18 protein-coding genes and 1 tRNA gene are annotated in these 20,617 nt (G+C 55.6%); 12 read left to right on the plus strand and 7 right to left on the minus strand.

Translation table 11 applies throughout. The features are described 5' to 3' along the window. Window positions 1-71: 71 nt before the first annotated feature. A complete protein-coding gene (locus ABLV08_RS05645) occupies window positions 72-1,088 on the minus strand; it encodes a LacI family DNA-binding transcriptional regulator (RefSeq protein ID WP_015369221.1) in 1,017 nt (338 codons plus the stop codon). A 102-nt stretch (window positions 1,089-1,190) separates the two neighbouring features. Next, complete coding sequence (locus tag ABLV08_RS05650; RefSeq protein WP_015369222.1) at window positions 1,191-1,853, minus strand: OmpA family lipoprotein; 663 nt, start codon at window positions 1,851-1,853, stop codon at window positions 1,191-1,193. A gap of 168 nt (window positions 1,854-2,021) precedes the next feature. Here ABLV08_RS05650 and ABLV08_RS05655 point away from each other — a divergent pair, with 168 nt between their 5' ends. Continuing rightward, window positions 2,022-4,352: a molybdopterin guanine dinucleotide-containing S/N-oxide reductase gene (locus ABLV08_RS05655; RefSeq protein WP_032715297.1), complete on the plus strand. Its 2,331-nt coding sequence runs from the start codon at window positions 2,022-2,024 to the stop codon at window positions 4,350-4,352. Here ABLV08_RS05655 and ABLV08_RS05660 read toward each other — a convergent pair. After that, window positions 4,321-4,761: an N-acetyltransferase gene (locus tag ABLV08_RS05660; RefSeq protein WP_015369224.1), complete on the minus strand. Its 441-nt coding sequence runs from the start codon at window positions 4,759-4,761 to the stop codon at window positions 4,321-4,323. The two genes, ABLV08_RS05655 and ABLV08_RS05660, sit on opposite strands and share 32 nt — an antisense overlap. Further along, window positions 4,758-5,321, minus strand: a complete 564-nt coding sequence (tag, locus tag ABLV08_RS05665) for a DNA-3-methyladenine glycosylase I (RefSeq protein WP_032715295.1) — start codon at window positions 5,319-5,321, stop codon at window positions 4,758-4,760. Before tag ends, ABLV08_RS05660 begins: the two co-directional genes overlap by 4 nt. Before the next feature lie 257 nt (window positions 5,322-5,578). On the opposite strand from tag, the gene ABLV08_RS05670 reads away from it, so the two are divergent. The 11 genes from ABLV08_RS05670 to ABLV08_RS05720 all read left to right on the plus strand — a co-directional run bounded on the left by ABLV08_RS05670 (window position 5,579) and on the right by ABLV08_RS05720 (window position 17,009). Next, window positions 5,579-6,163: an autotransporter outer membrane beta-barrel domain-containing protein gene (locus tag ABLV08_RS05670; protein WP_163359247.1), complete on the plus strand. Its 585-nt coding sequence runs from the start codon at window positions 5,579-5,581 to the stop codon at window positions 6,161-6,163. Between the two features lie 240 nt (window positions 6,164-6,403). After that, the gene (locus tag ABLV08_RS05675) at window positions 6,404-7,609 is read left to right on the plus strand and encodes an MFS transporter (RefSeq protein ID WP_348855645.1); all 1,206 of its coding nucleotides are present in this window, start codon (window positions 6,404-6,406) and stop codon (window positions 7,607-7,609) included. Between the two features lie 222 nt (window positions 7,610-7,831). Further along, the gene (gene eptB / locus ABLV08_RS05680) at window positions 7,832-9,523 is read left to right on the plus strand and encodes a kdo(2)-lipid A phosphoethanolamine 7''-transferase (RefSeq protein WP_032713100.1); all 1,692 of its coding nucleotides are present in this window, start codon (window positions 7,832-7,834) and stop codon (window positions 9,521-9,523) included. Window positions 9,524-9,614: 91 nt separating this feature from the next. Then, window positions 9,615-9,691, plus strand: a tRNA-Pro gene (locus ABLV08_RS05685). A gap of 755 nt (window positions 9,692-10,446) precedes the next feature. Then, complete coding sequence (gene dppA, locus ABLV08_RS05690; protein WP_015369230.1) at window positions 10,447-12,054, plus strand: dipeptide ABC transporter periplasmic-binding protein DppA; 1,608 nt, start codon at window positions 10,447-10,449, stop codon at window positions 12,052-12,054. A gap of 133 nt (window positions 12,055-12,187) precedes the next feature. Further along, entirely contained in the window at window positions 12,188-13,207 is a 1,020-nt protein-coding gene (dppB, locus tag ABLV08_RS05695; RefSeq protein WP_002921786.1) for a dipeptide ABC transporter permease DppB, read from the plus strand. 9 nt (window positions 13,208-13,216) lie between these two features. Beyond that, window positions 13,217-14,119, plus strand: a complete 903-nt coding sequence (gene dppC, locus ABLV08_RS05700) for a dipeptide ABC transporter permease DppC (RefSeq protein WP_032713101.1) — start codon at window positions 13,217-13,219, stop codon at window positions 14,117-14,119. A 10-nt stretch (window positions 14,120-14,129) separates the two neighbouring features. Continuing rightward, window positions 14,130-15,113, plus strand: coding sequence for a dipeptide ABC transporter ATP-binding protein (dppD, locus tag ABLV08_RS05705; protein WP_015703765.1), 984 nt, complete (start codon window positions 14,130-14,132; stop codon window positions 15,111-15,113). After that, window positions 15,110-16,123 carry a dipeptide ABC transporter ATP-binding subunit DppF gene (dppF, locus tag ABLV08_RS05710; RefSeq protein WP_348855646.1) on the plus strand — a complete coding sequence of 338 codons (1,014 nt, stop codon included), beginning with the start codon at window positions 15,110-15,112 and terminating at the stop codon, window positions 16,121-16,123. Before dppD ends, dppF begins: the two co-directional genes overlap by 4 nt. A 299-nt stretch (window positions 16,124-16,422) precedes the next feature. Beyond that, window positions 16,423-16,530, plus strand: coding sequence for a type I toxin-antitoxin system toxin Ldr family protein (locus ABLV08_RS05715; protein WP_015703763.1), 108 nt, complete (start codon window positions 16,423-16,425; stop codon window positions 16,528-16,530). Window positions 16,531-16,901: 371 nt separating this feature from the next. Next, window positions 16,902-17,009: a type I toxin-antitoxin system toxin Ldr family protein gene (locus ABLV08_RS05720; protein ID WP_015703763.1), complete on the plus strand. Its 108-nt coding sequence runs from the start codon at window positions 16,902-16,904 to the stop codon at window positions 17,007-17,009. 82 nt (window positions 17,010-17,091) lie between these two features. Here ABLV08_RS05720 and bcsG read toward each other — a convergent pair whose 3' ends face one another. From bcsG to bcsE, 3 genes are read right to left on the minus strand one after another with little or no spacing between them, the layout of a single operon-like run. Then, entirely contained in the window at window positions 17,092-18,771 is a 1,680-nt protein-coding gene (gene bcsG / locus ABLV08_RS05725; protein ID WP_015369234.1) for a cellulose biosynthesis protein BcsG, read from the minus strand. After that, window positions 18,768-18,965, minus strand: a complete 198-nt coding sequence (gene bcsF / locus ABLV08_RS05730; protein WP_015369235.1) for a cellulose biosynthesis protein BcsF — start codon at window positions 18,963-18,965, stop codon at window positions 18,768-18,770. The genes bcsG and bcsF overlap by 4 nt, the downstream gene beginning before the upstream one ends. Continuing rightward, window positions 18,962-20,518: a cellulose biosynthesis protein BcsE gene (gene bcsE, locus ABLV08_RS05735; RefSeq protein WP_015703761.1), complete on the minus strand. Its 1,557-nt coding sequence runs from the start codon at window positions 20,516-20,518 to the stop codon at window positions 18,962-18,964. Before bcsE ends, bcsF begins: the two co-directional genes overlap by 4 nt. Between the last annotated feature and the right edge of the window lie 99 nt (window positions 20,519-20,617).

Genomic DNA, 20,617 nt, shown 5'->3' on the forward strand with positions numbered 1-20,617 from the left:
TACGCTAGATGGTACCGGTTCCAAAGGAAAGGCCAGGATGTTTAATTTATGATCGTCATCACGATGAATCGTTAACGAGACGTTGATCCCCGGACAATAAGCTCGCCGGAGAAGACCCGCTCGCAGATGGGGTCGCTGCCGCCTTCGATACGCCTGACGACCTGTTCGACCGAAGCATAGCCAATCTGCCAGGTTGGCTGTTTGAGGGTGGTAATACCGACGCCCGCCAGCTCCGCCCATTCCAGCTCATCGAAGCCCAGCAGGCCAATATCGCTGCCCCAGATGAGGTCAACGCGCTTCAGTGAACGGGCGACCTGTAACGTCAGGGCGCCATTGGCGGAAATCACCGCTTTGCGCATTCCGCGGTGGCGGGCGTGGAACTGGCGCAGGACGTTATCCATCATGGCGCCGTCGTTGAGCGGCACCTCGGCGTTTTCCGCCACCACGCCAGCATAGCGCTGTAGGGTCGCGCGAAAGGCGTCCAGGCGCTCGCGGCGGGTGTTTACGGAGCCGATTGGCTCGCTTAAAAACAACAGCGCTTCAAAACCCTTTTCCACCAGATGTTCGGTGGCGGTGGTGGCGGCCTGAGTGTTATCCAGCCCCACGACATCACAGGCGAAATCGGGGATTTTACGGTCGATAAGCACCATCGGTAGCGAGGATTGCTGCAGGCGGTTGAGGCCTTCTTCGCGCATGCCGACTGCATTAACCACAATCCCTTCAACCTGATAGCTACGCAGCAGGTCAAGGTAATGCAGCTCCTGATCGACCTCGTTGTTGGTATTACACACCAGCAGGGTGAAGCCTTTTTCGCGGCAGGCGGCTTCAATCCCGCTTAACACGTTCACGGAGTAAGGGTTGGTGATATCGGCGATGATCAGGCCAATCAGGCGGGTACGGCCATGTTTGAGGCCACGGGCCATCAGGCTGGGACGGTAGTTGAGCTCGGCAATCGCTTTTTCAATCCGCGCCAGCAGATCGTCGGAAAGCAGATGCTTTTCGCCGTTGAGATAGCGTGAAATGCTGGTTTTACCGGTCTTCGCGGCTTTCGCCACGTCGCTGATGGTTGCTCGCGCCGCTTTCGCCATGATGGCTTCCTTTGCTGAAAATCTGCCAACACCTTAGCGCGAAAAATAGCGATATCAAGCATTTTGCCCGGCAGGGAGGCTGCCGGGCCGGAAACGAGAAGATTACTGCAGCGGGCTGAGGGTAATTTCCACGCGACGGTTCTGCGCTTTGCCTTCCGCCGTGCTGTTGCTGGCGATCGGGTTCGCCGGGCCCATGCCGGTAGTGCGAATACGGTTGGCCGCTACGCCCTGAGTGATGAGCGCGCTGGCGACGCTGTCGGCACGCTGTTGCGACAGACGCATGTTCAGATCGTTGCTGCCGGTGCTGTCGGTGTAGCCGACGACGTTAACGGCAGTTTTCTCGTACTCTTTCAGTACCATCGCGACGCCGGTCAGGGTGTTGGCGCCTGCAGGTTTCAGGTTGGCGCTGCTGCTGTCAAAGGTGACGTTATTCGGCATGTTGAGCACGATGTTATCGCCATTTCGCGTCACGCTGACTCCGGTTCCCTGCATTTTTTCGCGCAGTTTCGCTTCCTGCACGTCCATGTAGTAACCGATGCCGCCGCCTAGCGCCGCGCCTGCCGCTGCGCCAATCAGCGCGCCTTTGCCGCGGTCATGCTTGGAAGAGGAGAGCGCGCCGACGCCTGCGCCTACTAAGGAGCCGATACCCGCGCCGATGCCGGATTTTCCCGCTTCGCGTTCGCCGGTATAAGGGTTGGTAGTACAACCAGAAATAGCCAGTGTGCCGCTAACGATAGCAGCAATCATGAGTACGCGTTTTTTCATCTTATTTCCTTAATCCTTTTTATTCTTTGCCACCGCAAGCGTGACGGTTGATTATGACGTCCGAATACGGAGAAAATTCCCCGTAGGGTATCTCTTTTTGTAAGTAACATTGAACGGTTGACTAACAAACCGTCACAACACCTGCATTCGCTGACCCAGGAGCCTGCTTTGCCAACTTCATCTGCAACTAAAACCATCTTAACCGCGGCCCACTGGGGGCCAATGCTGGTGGAGACGGATGGTGAAAATGTGATTTCGTCCCGCGGCGCGCTGGACACCCCCTTCGCCAACTCGCTGCAAACGGCGGTGCGCGAACAGGTGCACAGTAAAACTCGCGTTCGCTATCCGATGGTGCGAAAAGGCTATCTCGCCTCGCCTCAACAGCCGCAGGGCGTACGCGGCCAGGATGAATTCGTGCGGGTAAGCTGGGAGCAGGCACTTGATCTGATTGATGCCCAGCATCGACGGATCCGCGAAAGCTACGGCCCGCAGTCGATTTTCGCCGGTTCCTATGGCTGGCGTTCTAACGGCGTGTTGCATAAGGCGGCAACCCTGCTGCAGCGCTATATGAGTCTTGCCGGGGGCTATACCGGACACCTCGGCGATTATTCAACCGGCGCGGCGCAGGCGATCATGCCTTATGTGGTTGGCGGTAATGAAGTTTATCAACAGCAAACCAGCTGGCCGCTTATCCTGGAGCACAGCGAGGTGGTGGTGTTGTGGAGCGCTAATCCGCTGAATACGCTGAAAATCGCCTGGAACGCCTCGGATGAACAGGGGATCCCCTGGTTTGATCGCCTGCGCCAGAGCGGCAAGCGGCTGATCTGCATCGATCCCATGCGATCGGAAAGCGTTGATTTCTTTGGCGAATCGATGGAATGGATCGCGCCACATATGGGCACTGACGTCGCGTTGATGCTGGGGATCGCCCATACCCTGGTAGAGCATGGCTGGCAGGACGATGAATTCCTCGCCCGCTGTACCAGCGGTTATGACATTTTCGCCCGCTATTTGAGTGGTGAAAGCGATGGCGTCGCCAAAACCGCCGAATGGGCGGCGGCAATTTGCGGCGTAGCGGCGGATAAAATCCGCGAACTGGCGAAACTTTTCCACGAAAACACCACCATGCTGATGTCCGGCTGGGGCATGCAGCGCCAGCAGTTTGGCGAGCAAAAACACTGGATGCTGGTGACGCTGGCGGCGATGCTGGGGCAGATTGGCACGCCCGGCGGCGGTTTTGGTCTTTCTTACCACTTTGCCAACGGCGGCAACCCCACGCGCCGCGCCGCAGTGCTGGCCTCCATGCAGGGCAGCGTAGCGGGCGGCGTAGACGCGGTGGAAAAAATCCCGGTTGCCCGCATCGTTGAGGCCCTGGAAAATCCCGGGGCCAGCTATCAGCACAACGGGATGACGCGGCGCTTTCCCGACATCCGCTTTATCTGGTGGGCGGGCGGCGCTAACTTTACCCATCATCAGGATACCAACCGCCTGATTCAGGCCTGGCAGAAGCCGGAGCTGATTGTGATTTCCGAATGCTTCTGGACCGCCGCCGCGCGCCATGCTGATATCGTCTTACCGGCGACCACTTCGTTTGAGCGTAACGATCTGACCATGACCGGCGACTACAGCAATCAGCATCTGGTGCCGATGAAGCGGGTGGTCGCGCCGCGCGATGAAGCGCGCGACGATTTCGATGTTTTTGCCGATCTGAGCGAACGCTGGGAGGCGGGCGGCCGCGAACGCTTCACCGAAGGAAAAAACGATTTGCAATGGCTGGAGACCTTCTACCAGATTGCCGCCCAGCGTGGGGCGCAGCAGCAAGTGACGCTGCCGCCGTTTACCGAATTCTGGCAAGCGAACCAGCTAATTGAAATGCCGGAAAACCCGAATAACGCCCGTTTCTCCCGCTTCGCGGCATTTCGCGCAGACCCGCAGGCTAACCCGTTAAAAACCGCGAGCGGAAAAATTGAAATTCACTCGCCGACCATTGCCGGGTTTGGCTATGCCGATTGTCCGCCGCACCCGATGTGGCTCGAACCTGACGAGTGGCACGGCAACGCCGAGGTGGGTCAGCTGCAGATACTTTCCGCCCATCCGGCGCACCGCCTGCATAGCCAGTTGAACCAGACTTCGCTGCGTGAACGCTATGCCGTCGCCGGGCGCGAACCGCTGACTATCCATCCGCTGGACGCTCAGGCGCGCAATATCGCCGACGGCGATCTGGTGCGGGTGTGGAATTCGCGCGGTCAGGTACTGGCTGGTGCAGTGGTCACGGAAGGCATTCGTCCGGGGGTGATTTGCCTGCATGAAGGCGCGTGGCCGGATATCGACCCCGATGCCGGCATATGCAAAAACGGCGCGGTGAACGTGCTGACGAAAGATATTCCGACCTCGCGTCTGGGCAATGGTTGCGCCGGGAATACGGCGCTGGCATGGCTGGAAAAATACGATGGACCCGCGCTGGCGCTTAGCGCATTTGATCCGCCGGCCAATGCATAATCCAGGTTGGGTGCTGGGTATCGTCCTGCCATGCGCAGTCTTCTATACGGAAACCTTGCGCGTGGTAGAAATTTACCGCCCGCACGTTTTTCTGATAGACCTCCAGGCTTAACCAGTCGTAGTGCTGCTTGACCTCATCAAGCAGCGCGCGGCCGATACCGTGGCGGATCGCTTGCGGGGCGACGAAAAGCGCCCCGACGAAGCGCGAATCCATCACGCTGATAAACCCTTTCAGTGCGTCATTCTCCTGCCACACCCAGGTGGCGGCGGCGGGAAGATAGACATCGCGCACAACTTCCAGGCTTTCCCGCCAGTAGCTTTCAGCAATGAACGGATGCGCGTAAATCGTGCTTTCCAGCCATAACTCGAGTAGCGGGCCGGTCTCCGTGGCATCCCATTTTTGGATCATGCTGGTCTCCCGGGGTAGCAACAGCAAGCGGTCACGTGATCGTTGACTAACCCGCAGGCCTGCATAAATGAATAACAGATAGTGGAGCCGACGAATTTAAAGCCGCGCTTTTTCAACGCTTTAGATAGCGCATCGGAGGCTGGTGTGGTGGTGGGAATTTCGGCGAGCGTCGCCGCATGGGTAATTTGCGGCTGATTATCGACAAACGACCAGACGAAATCGCTGAATGCTTCACCGTTGGCTTCCATGGCGAGAAACGCCCGCGCATTGCCGATGATGGCCTGGATCTTTCCCCGATGGCGGATAATGCCCGCATTCTGTAGCAGGCGCTCGACGTCCGCTTCATCCATGGCCGCTACGCGCACCGGGTCGAACTGGTGAAAGGCCTGACGATAGTTTTCACGTTTTTTCAGAACGGTTATCCACGAGAGCCCCGCCTGTTGGCCTTCGAGGCAGATCATTTCAAACAGCTTTTGCGGCGTTCTCTCGGCGACTCCCCATTCTTTATCGTGATACTGGATATAAAGAGGATCCTGGCTTACCCATCCGCAACGTTGCATGTTTCTCTCCCTTTCGTCAGAAAACTTTTTCATCCGCCTTGACGGCTGAAAGATAAAGATAATAGTTAATACAGGGAAACCACTTCCCATCAACTCTTATACTTCAAGTTGCGTAGAAGTGGGCGGCAGCTCGAATTATTTTGAGTATAAAAACACAGCAACATTGCCGATTCGGCTCTTTTGGAGTCGCATTAATGATAATAAAGAAATGCAATGGCCTCCGGGGTGGGTTGATCCCGGCGTGCATCACTATCTGGATGTCGTGTGTTTCAGGTGCTTATGCCTGGCAACAGGAATATATCGCTAACGATACAAAAAGTAATACGTCCGAACGCTATACATGGGATAGCGATCACCAACCGCGTTATGAAGATATTCTCGCCGAGCGTATGAGAGCGTCAGAAGCGCCCGCAGGGCTGGCGTTAAATCAGGCGCTGTCGCCGCCCGATTTAGGTCACGGCATGAGCGTGGGATGGAACTATTCACTGGCCAGCGGCGTGACCTCCGGGCCGGTTGCCAGCTTGCGTAGCGATCTCAATCCGCCGCCAGCGACGCGTCGCGCGGGCGAAGGTATTTACGTCAACACGCTCGGCTGGCGTATGGATTATCAGCAACTGTGGGGCGTGCATCCATGGGCGCAGGTAAGCTATAACCAGTCTATTTCTGTCGATAACAATGCGTCGATTAGCCGCGGAAAAGACGGTAGCTGGGGCGATGTCACGTTGGGCGCCGATATGCCGCTGGGTTCGCATCTGGCGGCATGGGCCACGCTTTCGCAGGCAGATAATGTACCATCGGGTGAAAATACGCTGTATCTGATGGGCGTCAGCGCCAATTTCTGACCTATTTTGTTATGCATTTGAAACATCGCCGTTACTGTTAAATCTCAGTAATGGCGCGTTTTTGTGAGATAGCGCACACTAACTTTTTGACGGAAATTTTGGGAATGAATGTTTTGCAATGCCATTCATTCCGCCATAAATGCATTTCATTCCTCGTTGATGGCAGTTCATGCCTTTTTTCCCCATCGGATATGGGGGGTTGGTTATTGTGGCGGCAGTTAATCCTTCAGGACATCTGCTATGAACGCTGCAAACACTCAATATACCCGCTGGCTTACGCTGATTGGCACGATCATTACGCAATTCGCGCTGGGATCGGTTTATACATGGAGTTTGTTTAATAGTTCTCTGGCCAGCAAACTGGACGAGCCAGTAAGCCAGGTGGCATTTTCCTTCGGCCTGTTAAGTCTTGGGCTGGCGTTATCCTCTTCCGTTGCCGGTAAATTGCAGGAACGCTTTGGCGTGAAACGCGTCACCATGGCATCCGGCATCCTTCTTGGCGTCGGTTTTTTCCTTACTGCCCATGCTAACAGCCTGATGATGCTGTGGCTGAGCGCCGGTCTGCTGGTCGGTTTGGCGGACGGCGCGGGCTATTTACTGACGTTATCTAACTGCGTGAAGTGGTTCCCGGAGCGTAAAGGTCTGATTTCCGCCTTCTCGATTGGCGCTTATGGCCTTGGCAGCCTCGGTTTTAAATTTATCGATAGCCACCTGTTGGCGACGGTCGGGCTGGAAAAAACCTTTGTTATCTGGGGCGCTATCGTGCTGGTGATGATTGTCTTTGGCGCGATGCTGATGAAAGATGCGCCGAATCATCCCGCGACCACTACCGCTAACGGCGTCGTCGAAAATGATTTCACCCTTGCTGAATCCATGCGTAAACCGCAGTACTGGATGCTGGCGGTGATGTTCCTGACGGCCTGCATGAGCGGCCTGTATGTGATTGGTGTAGCGAAAGATATCGCGCAGGGCATGGTGCACCTCGACGTGGCGACGGCGGCGAATGCGGTTACCGTGATTTCTATCGCCAACCTGAGCGGCCGCCTGGTACTGGGCATCCTGTCCGACAAGATCTCCCGTATCCGCGTGATAACCATCGGTCAGGTGGTGTCCCTGGTCGGTATGGCGGCCCTGCTGTTCGCGCCACTGAATGCGATGACCTTCTTTGCGGCGATTGCCTGCGTGGCCTTTAACTTCGGCGGCACTATTACCGTCTTCCCGTCGCTGGTAAGCGAGTTCTTTGGCCTCAATAACCTGGCGAAAAACTATGGTGTAATTTATCTTGGCTTCGGTATCGGTAGTATTTGCGGTTCGCTGATTGCCTCCGTGTTCGGCGGCTTCTATGTCACCTTCTGCGTCATCTTCGCTCTGCTGATTTTGTCGCTGGCGCTCTCCACGACTATTCGTCAGCCGAAAAGCGAAATTTACCACCAGGCCCACGCCTGATAGCGTCGCCCTTCCTAAGCTAATAATGCCTTACCAGCCAGATATTTTGTAAATATCTGGCTGAATCACATTCCTCGCGGATACTTTTCCCATTTGCTGTGGTCTACTTAGCGCGCTTTGTAGAGGTTTCCGATAACCAACCCAGACGCACTTTATTAATCTTCCTGTTTATATCGTTTTATTCAGGGCGGTTTCATCTCTTCGTTTCCCAGGTTTGCTTGCATGAAATACATTAAAACGATGTCGCAGCAGAAGCTAAGCTTTTGGCTTGCGCTGTACATCGGCTGGTTTATGAACGCCGCGGTGTTTTTCCGTCGTTTCGATGGTTACGCTCAAGAGTTTACCGTCTGGAAAGGGTTGTCCGGAGCGGTGGAACTAGTGGCGACGGTGCTGGTCACCTTCTTCCTGCTGCGTTTGCTCTCGTTATTTGGTCGTCGAGTCTGGCGCATCTTAGCCACGCTGGTGGTGCTGTTTTCCGCAGGGGCAAGTTATTACATGACTTTCCTTAATGTGGTCATTGGCTACGGCATTATCGCTTCGGTGATGACTACCGATATTGACCTGTCGAAAGAGGTTATCGGCTGGCATCTGATCTTGTGGCTGGCGGTTGTTAGTGCGTTGCCGCTGCTGCTTATCTGGAGCAACCGCTGTCGTAAGACGCTGCTGCAACAGGTTAAAACGCCGGGGCAGCGGGCGAAAAATATCCTGATAGTCGTGCTGGCCGGGCTGATGGTCTGGGGGCCAATTCGCCTGCTGGAAGTCCGTCAGAAGAATGTTGAGCGCAATTCAGAAGTCGATATGCCAAGCTACGGCGGCGTGATTGCCAACTCGTATCTGCCTTCTAACTGGCTGTCGGCGCTCGGGCTGTACGCCTGGGCGCAGGTGGATGAATCGTCTGATAATAAGTCGCTGATTAATCCAGCGAAAAAATTTACCTATGTGGCGCCACAGGATCTTGATGATACGTACGTGGTGTTTATTATCGGCGAGACCACCCGCTGGGATCATATGGGTATACTCGGCTATAACCGTAATACCACGCCGAAGCTGGCGCAGGAGAAGAATCTTGTCGCCTTCCGCGGCACCTCTTGCGATACCGCCACCAAACTGTCGTTGCGCTGTATGTTCGTGCGTGAGGGCGGAGCGGATGATAATCCGCAGCGGACGCTGAAAGAGCAGAATGTGTTTGCCGTACTGCATCAACTGGGCTTCGCCGGTGACCTGTACGCGATGCAGAGCGAGATGTGGTTCTACAGCAATACGATGGCCAACAATATCGCCTATCGCGAGCAGATCGGCGCCGAGCCGCACAACCGCGGCAAGAACGTGGATGATATGCTGCTGGTCGATGAAATGAAGCGCGGCATGGAGCAAAACCCGAGCGGCAAGCGTTTGATCATTCTCCATACCAAGGGGTCGCATTTTAACTATACCCAGCGATATCCACGCAGCTTTGCGCAGTGGAAACCAGAATGTGTGGGCGTGGACAGCAAATGTTCGAAGGCCGAGTTGATTAATTCCTACGATAACAGCGTCACTTATGTGGATCACTTTATCGTCAGCGTGCTGGACCAACTGCGGGATAAAAAGGCTATCGTGTTCTACGCCGCCGATCACGGCGAGTCGATTAATGAACACGAACATCTGCATGGCACGCCGCGTATGATGGCGCCGCCGGAGCAGTTCCGCGTGCCGATGATGGTCTGGATGTCGGATAAGTATCTGGCGAATCCGGATCACGCCGCCTCCTTTGCGCGCCTCAAGCAGCAGGCGGCAATGAAGGTTCCGCACCGTCACGTTGAGCTGTATGACACCATTATGGGTTGTCTTGGTTATACCTCGCCGGATGGTGGAATTAATGAGAACAACAACTGGTGTCGCATGCCGGCAGCGGCGAAAGCGGCGAAGGAATAACAGTAGTGGCGAGATTCTCGCCGCTTGATTGATTTTTTGCTAATAAGGCATTGACGGGGGGGCATCCCAGCAGTAAGATGCGCCCCGCATTCGGTGATTGGCGCAGCCTGGTAGCGCACTTCGTTCGGGACGAAGGGGTCGGAGGTTCGAATCCTCTATCACCGACCAAATTCGAAAAGCCTGCTCAATGAGCAGGCTTTTTTGCATCTGCGGCCCGAAGAGGATGAGAACCTCCGGGGGGAGGTTCGACTCGAGCGCTTCCCTGATTGCGGCGCAAGCGCCTTATCAGGGCTACTTCCGTACAGCGCTTGGCGAACCCGGTAGCCCGGCTCAGCGCAGCGCAAGCCGGGGCGAAAACCCCGCCATAATCACAAAAATCGCATTTCCCCGCGTATCTCGCCAGCTGTTCGCTGTTTTGTGACATCTTCCATTGCATTTTTTTATCGATGAACAGATCTTTTTTCGCGAAGCTTATGGCTAACTACAGCATTTTCCGCTGTGCGTTTTAACGTTCGCGCTATTAATCGCTCACATAATGGTCACATAGGAAGAAATTTTCACCATTTTTAAGAATTGTTTATCACCAGATGTTGCAAACTATTAAGGGGTTTATTCTGGCTTATGGCCGCTAGCATAAATTTCTCTGCTGAAAATAGCGCCACCAAGTTTTTTTAATCTTTGCCCACCGATTCTCACCCCTGACGCAAAACCCGGTTAGCTGTATTGACGTTTAACCATTCTGTTGACAGATTGTACGGCATGAGGGGCATTTCATGGAGAATCCGTACTGCAACTCAGTCGTTTTAGCGAACGGAATCCCCATCTCTCTCAACGCCTTCGGGCACCACCGACCAGACCGGGTAAAAAATAAATAAAGGTCTGGCGGCTATATGCAAACAACATCACAGTTTTGGAGCAGAATAATGAGTATTTCCTTGAAAAAGTCAGGGATGCTGAAGCTTGGTCTGAGCCTGGTCGCCATGACCGTTGCCGCAAGCGTACAAGCTAAAACCCTGGTTTATTGTTCTGAAGGTTCGCCGGAAGGCTTTAACCCACAGCTCTTCACCTCGGGTACCACCTATGACGCCAGTTCGGTGCCTATTTATAACCGTCTGGTTGAATTCAAAACCGGTACGACTGAAGTTATTCCTGGTCTTGCTGAGAAGTGGGATGTCAGCGAGGACGGTAAAACCTATACCTTCCACCTGCGTAAAGGTGTGAAGTGGCAGGATAATAAAGACTTTAAACCAACGCGCGAGCTGAATGCCGACGACGTGGTGTTCTCCTTCGACCGCCAGAAAAATGACAAAAATCCGTACCATAAAGTCTCTGGCGGCAGCTATGAGTACTTCGAAGGGATGGGCCTGCAGGACCTGATTAGCGAAGTGAAGAAAGTGGACGATAATACCGTCCAGTTCGTGCTGACTCGCCCGGAAGCGCCGTTCCTCGCTGACCTGGCGATGGACTTTGCTTCTATCCTGTCGAAAGAGTATGCCGACAACATGCTGAAAGCCGGCACGCCGGAAAAAGTAGACCTTAACCCAATCGGCACCGGCCCATTCCAGCTGCTGCAGTACCAAAAAGACTCGCGCATTCTGTATAAAGCCTTCCCGGGCTACTGGGGCACCAAGCCGCAGATCGATCGTCTGGTCTTCTCCATCACTCCGGACGCTTCCGTACGCTACGCCAAGCTGCAGAAAAACGAGTGCCAGGTGATGCCGTATCCGAACCCGGCTGACATCGCGCGCATGAAGGAAGATAAAAACATCAACCTGCTGGAACAGCCGGGTCTGAACGTGGGTTATCTCTCCTTCAACACCGAGAAAAAACCGCTGGATAACGTCAAAGTTCGCCAGGCGCTGACCTACGCGGTGAACAAAGAAGCGATCATCAAAGCCGTTTATCAGGGCGCCGGCCAGTCGGCGAAGAACCTGATCCCGCCGACCATGTGGGGCTATAACGATGATGTTAAAGACTACACCTACGATCCTGAGAAGGCGAAGCAGCTGCTGAAAGAAGCGGGCATGGAAAAAGGCTTCACCATCGACCTGTGGGCAATGCCGGTACAGCGTCCGTATAACCCGAACGCGCGCCGTATGGCTGAAATGATCCAGGCCGACTGGGCGAAAGTCGGCGTACAGGCCAAGATAGTCACCTACGAGTGGGGCGAGTATCTGAAACGCGCGAAAGCGGGCGAGCATCAGACCGTGATGATGGGCTGGACCGGCGACAACGGGGATCCGGATAACTTCTTTGCGACCCTGTTCAGCTGCGCTGCGGCGAAAGACGGCTCTAACTACTCTCGCTGGTGCTACAAGCCGTTTGAAGACCTCATTCAACCGGCACGCGCCACCGACGACCACAACAAGCGTATTGAACTGTACAAACAGGCTCAGGTAGTGATGCATGACCAGGCTCCGGCGCTGATCATTGCTCACTCCACCGTTTACGAGCCAGTGCGTAAAGAAGTCAAAGGCTATGTGGTTGATCCGCTTGGCAAACACCACTTCGATAACGTCTCTGTCGAATAATAAGCACGATGCCTGACCCCCTCTCCCCGCGCGGGAGAGGCGGGGGGCGTATTCCCGCTATTCGGGGAGTACTTTTGTGAGCAATACAGACGCCTTGTCACCAGGCCTGGCGTCACTATAGAGAATCCGGGTTATGTTGCAGTTTATTCTCCGACGTTTGGGACTCGTCATCCCGACATTTATCGGTATTACCCTTCTCACCTTTGCTTTCGTTCATATGATCCCCGGTGATCCGGTGATGATTATGGCGGGCGAACGTGGTATTTCCCCTGAACGTCACGCGCAGCTGCTGGCCGAAATGGGCCTTGATAAGCCGCTGTGGCAGCAATATGCCCATTACATTTGGGGCGTACTGCACGGTGATTTAGGGATCTCGCTGAAAAGCCGAATTCCCGTGTGGCAAGAGTTTGTGCCTCGCTTCAAGGCCACCCTCGAACTGGGCGTCTGCGCGATGATTTTCGCCGTCGCCGTCGGTATTCCGGTGGGCGTGCTGGCTGCGGTAAAACGCGGCTCCATCTTTGACCACACTGCCGTGGGGCTGGCGCTGACCGGCTACTCGATGCCTATCTTCTGGTGGGGCATGATGCTGATTATGCTGGTTTCGGTGCAGCTGAATCTGACGCCGGTCTCCGGGCGTATCAGCGATACGGTATTCCTTGACGATACCCTGCCGCTGACCGGTTTTATGCTGATTGACACCGCCATCTGGGGCGAGCAGGGCGACTTTATTGATGCCTTAATGCATATGATCCTTCCCGCCATCGTGCTGGGTACGATTCCGCTGGCGGTGATCGTGCGTATGACCCGCTCATCGATGCTGGAAGTGCTTGGCGAGGATTACATCCGTACCGCACGCGCTAAGGGGTTGACCCGCATGCGGGTGATTGTCATCCATGCGCTACGCAACGCGATGCTGCCGGTGGTGACGGTGATTGGTCTCCAGGTGGGCACGCTGCTGGCGGGCGCCATTCTGACCGAAACCATTTTTTCGTGGCCAGGTTTAGGCCGCTGGCTTATCGATGCGCTACAGCGCCGCGATTATCCAGTTGTGCAGGGCGGGGTTCTGCTGGTGGCGACGATGATTATTCTCGTCAACCTGCTAGTCGACCTGCTGTACGGCGTGGTGAACCCGCGTATCCGGCATAAGAAGTAAGGGGCCATCATGTCACAAATTACAGAAAATAAAGTTGTCGCCGCACCGGTGCCAATGACCCCGCTGCAGGAGTTCTGGCACTATTTCAAACGCAATAAGGGTGCCGTCGTCGGGTTGGTGTATGTGGCGGTGATGATTATCATTGCGGTATTTGCCAACTTTCTCGCCCCTTATAACCCGGCGGATCAGTTCCGTGATTCGCTGCTGGCGCCGCCGTTCTGGCAGGATGGCGGCAGCCTGGCGCATCTGCTTGGCACCGATGACGTGGGTCGCGATATTCTCTCACGCCTGATGTACGGCGCGCGCCTGTCGCTGCTGGTAGGCTGTCTGGTGGTAGTACTGTCGCTGATCCTCGGCGTGGTGCTGGGGCTGATTGCTGGCTATTTCGGCGGGGTGGTGGACTCCGTCATCATGCGCGTGGTCGATATCATGCTGGCGCTGCCGAGCCTGCTGCTGGCGTTGGTGCTGGTGGCTATCTTCGGGCCGTCAATCGTTAATGCTTCGCTGGCGCTCACCTTCGTTGCCCTACCGCACTATGTGCGTCTGACGCGCGCGGCGGTGCTGGTGGAAGTGCACCGCGATTACGTTACCGCTTCCCGCGTGGCGGGCGCCGGCGCGATGCGCCAGATGTTCGTTAATATTCTCCCTAACTGTCTTGCGCCGCTGATTGTTCAGGCGTCGCTGGGCTTCTCTAACGCCATTCTCGACATGGCAGCGCTGGGGTTCCTCGGTATGGGCGCGCAGCCGCCGACGCCTGAGTGGGGCACCATGCTTTCCGACGTATTGCAGTTCGCGCAAAGCGCCTGGTGGGTAGTGACCTTCCCGGGTGTGGCGATCCTGCTGACGGTGCTGGCATTTAACCTGATGGGTGACGGTCTGCGTGACGCGCTCGATCCCAAACTGAAGCAGTAAGAGGTTCGAGATGGCGTTATTAAATGTAGATAAGTTATCGGTGCATTTCGGCGATGAGAATGCGCCGTTCCGCGCCGTAGACCGCATCAGCTATAGCGTGAAGCAGGGCGAAGTGGTCGGCATCGTGGGGGAATCGGGTTCCGGTAAGTCGGTGAGCTCGCTGGCGATTATGGGGCTGATTGATTACCCCGGCCGGGTGATGGCGGACAAACTGGAATTTAACGGCCGCGATTTGCAGCGAATTTCGGAAAAAGAGCGGCGCCAGCTGGTGGGGGCGGAAGTGGCGATGATCTTCCAGGATCCGATGACCAGCCTCAACCCGTGCTTTACCGTCGGCTACCAGATTATGGAAGCGATTAAGGTCCATCAGGGCGGCAATAAGCAAACCCGCCGCCAGCGGGCGATCGACCTGCTGAACCTGGTGGGTATTCCTGACCCGGCCTCGCGGCTGGACGTTTATCCGCACCAGCTTTCCGGCGGGATGAGCCAGCGCGTGATGATCGCGATGGCTATCGCCTGCCGGCCAAAACTGCTGATTGCCGATGAACCGACCACCGCGCTGGATGTGACCATTCAGGCGCAGATTATCGAACTGCTGCTGGAGTTGCAGCAGCAAGAGAATATGGCGCTGGTGCTGATTACCCACGATCTGGCGCTGGTGGCGGAAGCCGCGCATAAAATTATCGTCATGTACGCGGGTCAGGTGGTGGAGACCGGTGATGCGAAAGATATCTTCCGCGCGCCGCGTCATCCTTACACCCAGGCGTTGCTGCGGGCGCTGCCGGAGTTTGCCCAGGATAAGGCGCGTCTGGCCTCGTTACCGGGTGTCGTTCCGGGGAAATACGATCGTCCGAATGGTTGCCTGCTGAACCCGCGCTGCCCCTATGCCACGGATAAATGCCGTAGCGAAGAGCCCGCGCTCGCGGACCTCGACGGCGGCCGTCAGTCTAAATGTCACTACCCACTCGATGATGCCGGGAGGCCTGGATTATGAGTACGCAAAAGGTCGCCATGCAACAACCGCTGTTGCAGGCCATTGACCTGAAAAAACACTATCCGGTGAAGAAGGGGCTGTTCGCTCCGGAACGGCTGGTGAAAGCGCTGGATGGCGTCTCCTTTACCCTTGAACGCGGTAAAACGCTGGCGGTGGTGGGAGAGTCGGGCTGCGGTAAATCGACGCTGGGTCGTTTGCTGACGATGATTGAAATTCCCACTGGCGGCGAGTTGTATTATCAGGGGCAGGATCTGCTCAAGCACGACCCGCAGGCGCAAAAGCTGCGGCGGCAAAAAATCCAGATTGTGTTCCAGAACCCATATGGTTCGCTGAACCCACGTAAAAAAGTGGGGCAGATTCTGGAAGAGCCGCTGTTGATTAACAGTAGCCTGAGCAAAGAGCAGCGGCGTGAAAAGGCGCTAGCGATGATGGCGAAGGTGGGCCTGAAAACGGAGCATTACGATCGCTATCCGCATATGTTCTCCGGCGGTCAGCGCCAGCGTATCGCCATTGCCCGCGGGCTGATGCTGGATCCGGATGTGGTGATTGCCGATGAGCCGGTCTCCGCGTTGGATGTTTCGGTACGCGCCCAGGTGCTGAACCTGATGATGGATTTGCAGCAGGATTTAGGGCTGTCCTACGTGTTTATCTCCCACGACCTCTCGGTCGTCGAGCACATCGCTGATGAAGTCATGGTGATGTATCTTGGCCGCTGCGTAGAGAAGGGGACCAAGGATCAGATCTTTAATAACCCGCGTCATCCGTATACTCAGGCGCTGCTGTCGGCGACGCCGCGACTGAACCCGGACGATCGGCGCGAGCGCATCAAGCTGACCGGCGAACTGCCGAGCCCGCTGAATCCGCCGCCGGGCTGCGCCTTTAATGCGCGCTGCCGCCGACGCTTTGGCCCATGCACCCAGCTTCAACCGCAGCTTAAGGATTACGGCGGCCAACTGGTGGCCTGCTTTGCCGTTGATCAGGATGAGAATCCGGAGAAAGCGCGAGCGTGATGGTAGGCGGGTTGTCGCGTGATGATTTCTGCGGGGGAGGGCTGGAATGCGCCTCGCAGATTGCCAAAGGGCGTGGTGAAGGCGATAACATGGAGCAGTAGAATCGACGCCAAGCCGGGTTCGCCCGGTGAGGCGCAATGTTGCGGGGGCTTGAACCCCGGCGGCATAGATAAGTTGCTGGAAAGAGAAAACCCTCGCACGTTGCTGGTGTTAACCAGGCAACTGAACGAGGGCTATCGACAACTCCAGACAAGTTAAAGATAGCCGCGAACGGTTGCCATTGCAATACAGGCGGCTCTATGACGCTCACACAGTTGGGTCTGATCTTATGGGACGATCTGGCGGCGCCGATAATCGCTGGCATTGTGGTCAGTATTATCGTCAGCTGGATGCATAACCAGAAGTGACGGACCGGCGGGCGTGAGTCTGCTGCGTTGGCAATTTGCGCCCGAACAGGCCGCAGGAATTCTCCTGCGGCCTTTTTCGTTTTTCCTGGCGGCACGCAGAATGTGGTTGGTTGCTGGAATGCGCCTCGCAGATTGCTAAAGGGCGTGGTGAAGGCGATAACACGGAGCAGTAGAATCGACGCCAAGCTGGGTTCGCCCGGTGAGGCGCAATGTTGCGGGGGCTTGAACCCCGGCGGCATAGATAAGTTGCTGGAAAGAGAAAACCCTCGCACGTTGCTGGTGTTAACCAGGCAACTGAACGAGGGCTATCACTAACTCCAGACAAGTTAAAGATAGCCGCGAACGGTTGCCATTGCAATACAGGCGGCTCTATGACGCTCACACAGTTGGGTCTGATCTTATGGGACGATCTGGCGGCGCCGATAATTGCTGGCATCGTGGTCAGCATTATCGTCAGCTGGATGCATAACCAGAAGTGACGGACCGGCGGGCGTGAGTCTGCTGCGTTGGCAATTTGCGCCCGAACAGGCCGCAGGAATCCTCCTGCGGCCTTTTTCGTCTTTACTGCGGATATGGCACCCAACTGCCGCCGTTGAGCTGCACGTAGGGTTTGCCTTGATACTGAATGACAATAGCGTTGGAGTTTTCCGATACCGCCGCGGTCTGCGGCAGGTTAGCGGTGTACTGCTGCCAGTTGACGTTATCTTCGGTAAACATCTTGCCGTCCAGGGCGCGCACCACCAGTTCAGAAACCGCGAGGTAGCTGGAAGGCTGAGTGATTTCCACCGCAGCGCCCTGGTGCGGCGCCTTCATGCCGAAGAATTTCACCGCCGCAGGGACGTTGGTAATCGATGGGCTTGGGATATCGCGCAGCCCGGAAACCTGCATCTTATCCCCCTTCAGCGCGGCGCCGTGTTCCGGCACCACCACCACCATCACTTTACGCCCCGATTTTTCCAGTTCGGTGAAGAAGGCGTCCAGCTCATCAAAGAATTTCTGCGCGCGAGCTTTATAGTCGGCTGTTTTGCTTTGGCCGGGATAATGGTTGCCATCGTGCAGCGGCAGCGTGTTGTAGAAGGTCGCGGTACGCGGCGTGTTGAGCTTCTCGGTAGACTGTAGCCAGCGATCGAGCGTCGCCTGGTCGTCGTAAACAGGCGATCCGTCGAAGCCTTGCAGGATAACCGGCAAACCGCTCTGATCCATCAATGGACTTTGCATGCCGCCGAGTGAGCGAACCTCTTTGAGGAAGTCGCCGAATACGCCGTTATGCCCCAGCATCAGCTGTTGGGTAAAGCCCAGTTTCGCCAGATTTTCGAACAGATAGCACTCGCTGCCCGATGGCTGATACAGGTTGCTATGAGATAGCTGGCCGCAGCTGGCGCGCAGCAGGCGAACCGCTGCCGGGCCGCTGTAGGAGGTCGCGGAGTTGAAGTTTTTGAAGACAATATCGAAATGTTTCCACAGCGGGTGATCCATCAGCCCGGCAGCCTCGATGTCCGACCATGACAGGGAGCAGATGTTGATCACCAGCAGATCAAACGGCTGCGCATCCTCCGGAAGCTGAGCGGGGAATGACGTTTTTCTTTTCTGTTCAGAAGCATAGAAAGTTTTCAGCCAGTTGCTGAGGTTAGCCGAGGTTGGCGGTTCGGTCTGCGGCGGGATATCGCCGCTGGCGGCAGCGCTGGTGGATGCCGCGGCTGTTGTGGTTCCACCGGTTGTTGCCGCCGGCGTGGCCGCTGCCGTGGTCGGCTGACCGGCAGGCCATAAGGTGAAGGAGGGCAGCAGCGGGCTGATAACCAGCCAGACCATGATAGCCGAAACAAATACGGTAACGCGTAGCCACTGGCTGATGAATAGCCACAGCACCAGCAGCACAAAGAAGGCGCCGACCATATTCCAGTTAATAAAGCGGGTGATCAGATCCCAGATGTAATCGGCGCTGAAACCGGCAATTTGCGAACCCTGGCTCATGATGCTTTCCGGACCCGGTAACCAGGTATCATGCCAGAACAGGGCAAAGCCGAGCGGAATCGCTATCCAGTGGCGTACCCGGTGCAGTTTTTCTCGGGGGATCGGCACCAGCAGAAAGGCGAGGAACACCAGGTTAAGCATCGGATGGAAGTTCAGGTACCCCGCCCACAGCAGGGCAAACTTCACCAGAAAATAGAAGTTCCAGCCAGACAGGCCGCGCCAGTACTGCCATAGCGGAAGCGGCGTAGCGGTAGTTTTTGCTTTGGTCATTTTTTCAGTTTGCCCTGCCTGGTCGCATTATCCCGGCGCAGCACGCCGGCTGGTTTCACATAACGGGGTTTAAAGAACATCAAACGCAAAGTCGTGCGAATACGGCGCTGATAATGGCGCGTTAGATATCCCAGTGGGAAAAACAGCAGGGCGCACAATACGATCAGCTGAATGATATCGGCGATAGACATCATGACCGCGGTTCTCCGTCGGTGGAGAGCCGCCAGGGTTCCGGGATTCGCCGCCACTGGCGCCCATCGTGCTTAACGTTAAGGGCTTCGTTTTTGCCTATGGTAATTGGCAGCGGCGTGTTCCAGTTGTCCGGGGAGAGGCCCCGCATCAACAGGATTTCCGCTGAAATTTGCTTGTCTTCAAACCAAATCATACGGTTAGAGAAAATGTCTCCGGTCGGTAATGGGAAGATATGGTTTAATGCGGTGTCGAGGTCATTTACCCGGCAAAACGATAAGAACAGCACTAATCGATTATTACCGATCGTCACGATATCGCCCATGCGGTTAGGTTTACACAGGGTTAATGCCTGTTCAACGCGTAGCCCCGGCGCAGGGCGTAACGCCACCATCACCCCTTTGCTATCCGGTGGCAGCAGCGTGTTGGCCATGATATTGCCGACCGCTTCACAGAAGGCGTCCCACTTTTGATAGCCGCGAAGTTTAAGCGGCCGGCTCCAGGTCAACAGCGTGTTGAAGTCTTCCGGAACGTGGCGAGTAAATTTCTGCTTTTGCACGCTTTCAATGAGCGTCAGGCAGCGTGAAAGCCCGGCGCTGCAGGGGATCACCATGTTGGCGCCGCTGCTTAGCAGCAAGCGTTCATCGGTGGCGCGCAGGCTCGGCGTTTGTTCACGTACCACGATTTTTAGGGCGCTGCCGCGCTGGCGACGCAGGGTATGGATATAGCGGCCGAGCTGCTCTATTTGTTCGTTCTGGGTGATGGAAAATAGCAGGGTGGCCGCTTGCGCGGTACGACCGGCTTCAAAGACGGCATCATTGGTTTCGAACAGCGTCCAGTATTCGGAAAGCGCGGGGGCCCCTTCCAGCACGCGCAAATTACTGAGGACGATTTTTTCGTCGCTGCGCGGCTGTACCACCGCTTCTTCGTTTTGCGCCAGTCGCCAGCCCTCATCATCGTGTAAAATAACCAACTGTTGCTGCGCGCTAATACCTTTCTCACTGCCCCACCATGCGATATCAAATAGATGGCTATCGCCCTGATAACGAATGCTCGCCAGCCCGGAAAGGGCTCGATACTGGCGTAATAACGGGGAAAGTTGTTTGTCGGTATCGTTAGCAGAATTAAGTATCATAAGAGAGCAGTTATGGTATTTGGCCCATCGATTCGATTTTTCTACCCAACGGAGTAATTCTTCTGTTTTTATATTTTGCCAGGAATTTTCTGTACATAGCAGAATAAATAAATAATTGCCAGGTTCCATCGAACAAAGTAGGTCGCGGTGCAACTCCCTCAGGCCTTCCGGGCGATCGGGCATGGTGAATAATGCGATTTTATTAGGGCCGCGATCTTTTTTTAATGACATGACTTCTTTAGGGTTTTTGCCCATCACTACGGCGGCGACTTTGCTGTCCTGCGCCTGGCTTTCCAGCGTTTGATTCATCAGGCTGACGGCGTCGGCATAGCGGTCGACATTAAGCCACCACACCCCGCCAACGGGCATATGGCATACTTCGTCCCATAACGATGAAATACCCAACGTATATACAATATCCACGATGTCCCTCGCGCGCCCTATTTACAATGATTAGTTTACTAGCGAAAGCGTGAGAGTAAACCTAACATTGAAATTAAAGGACATCAGTTTTAGCATGTA

The sequence above is a fragment of the Klebsiella sp. CN_Kp088 genome, assembly GCF_040064335.1.
Taxonomy (GTDB): Bacteria; Pseudomonadota; Gammaproteobacteria; order Enterobacterales; family Enterobacteriaceae; genus Klebsiella; species Klebsiella aerogenes.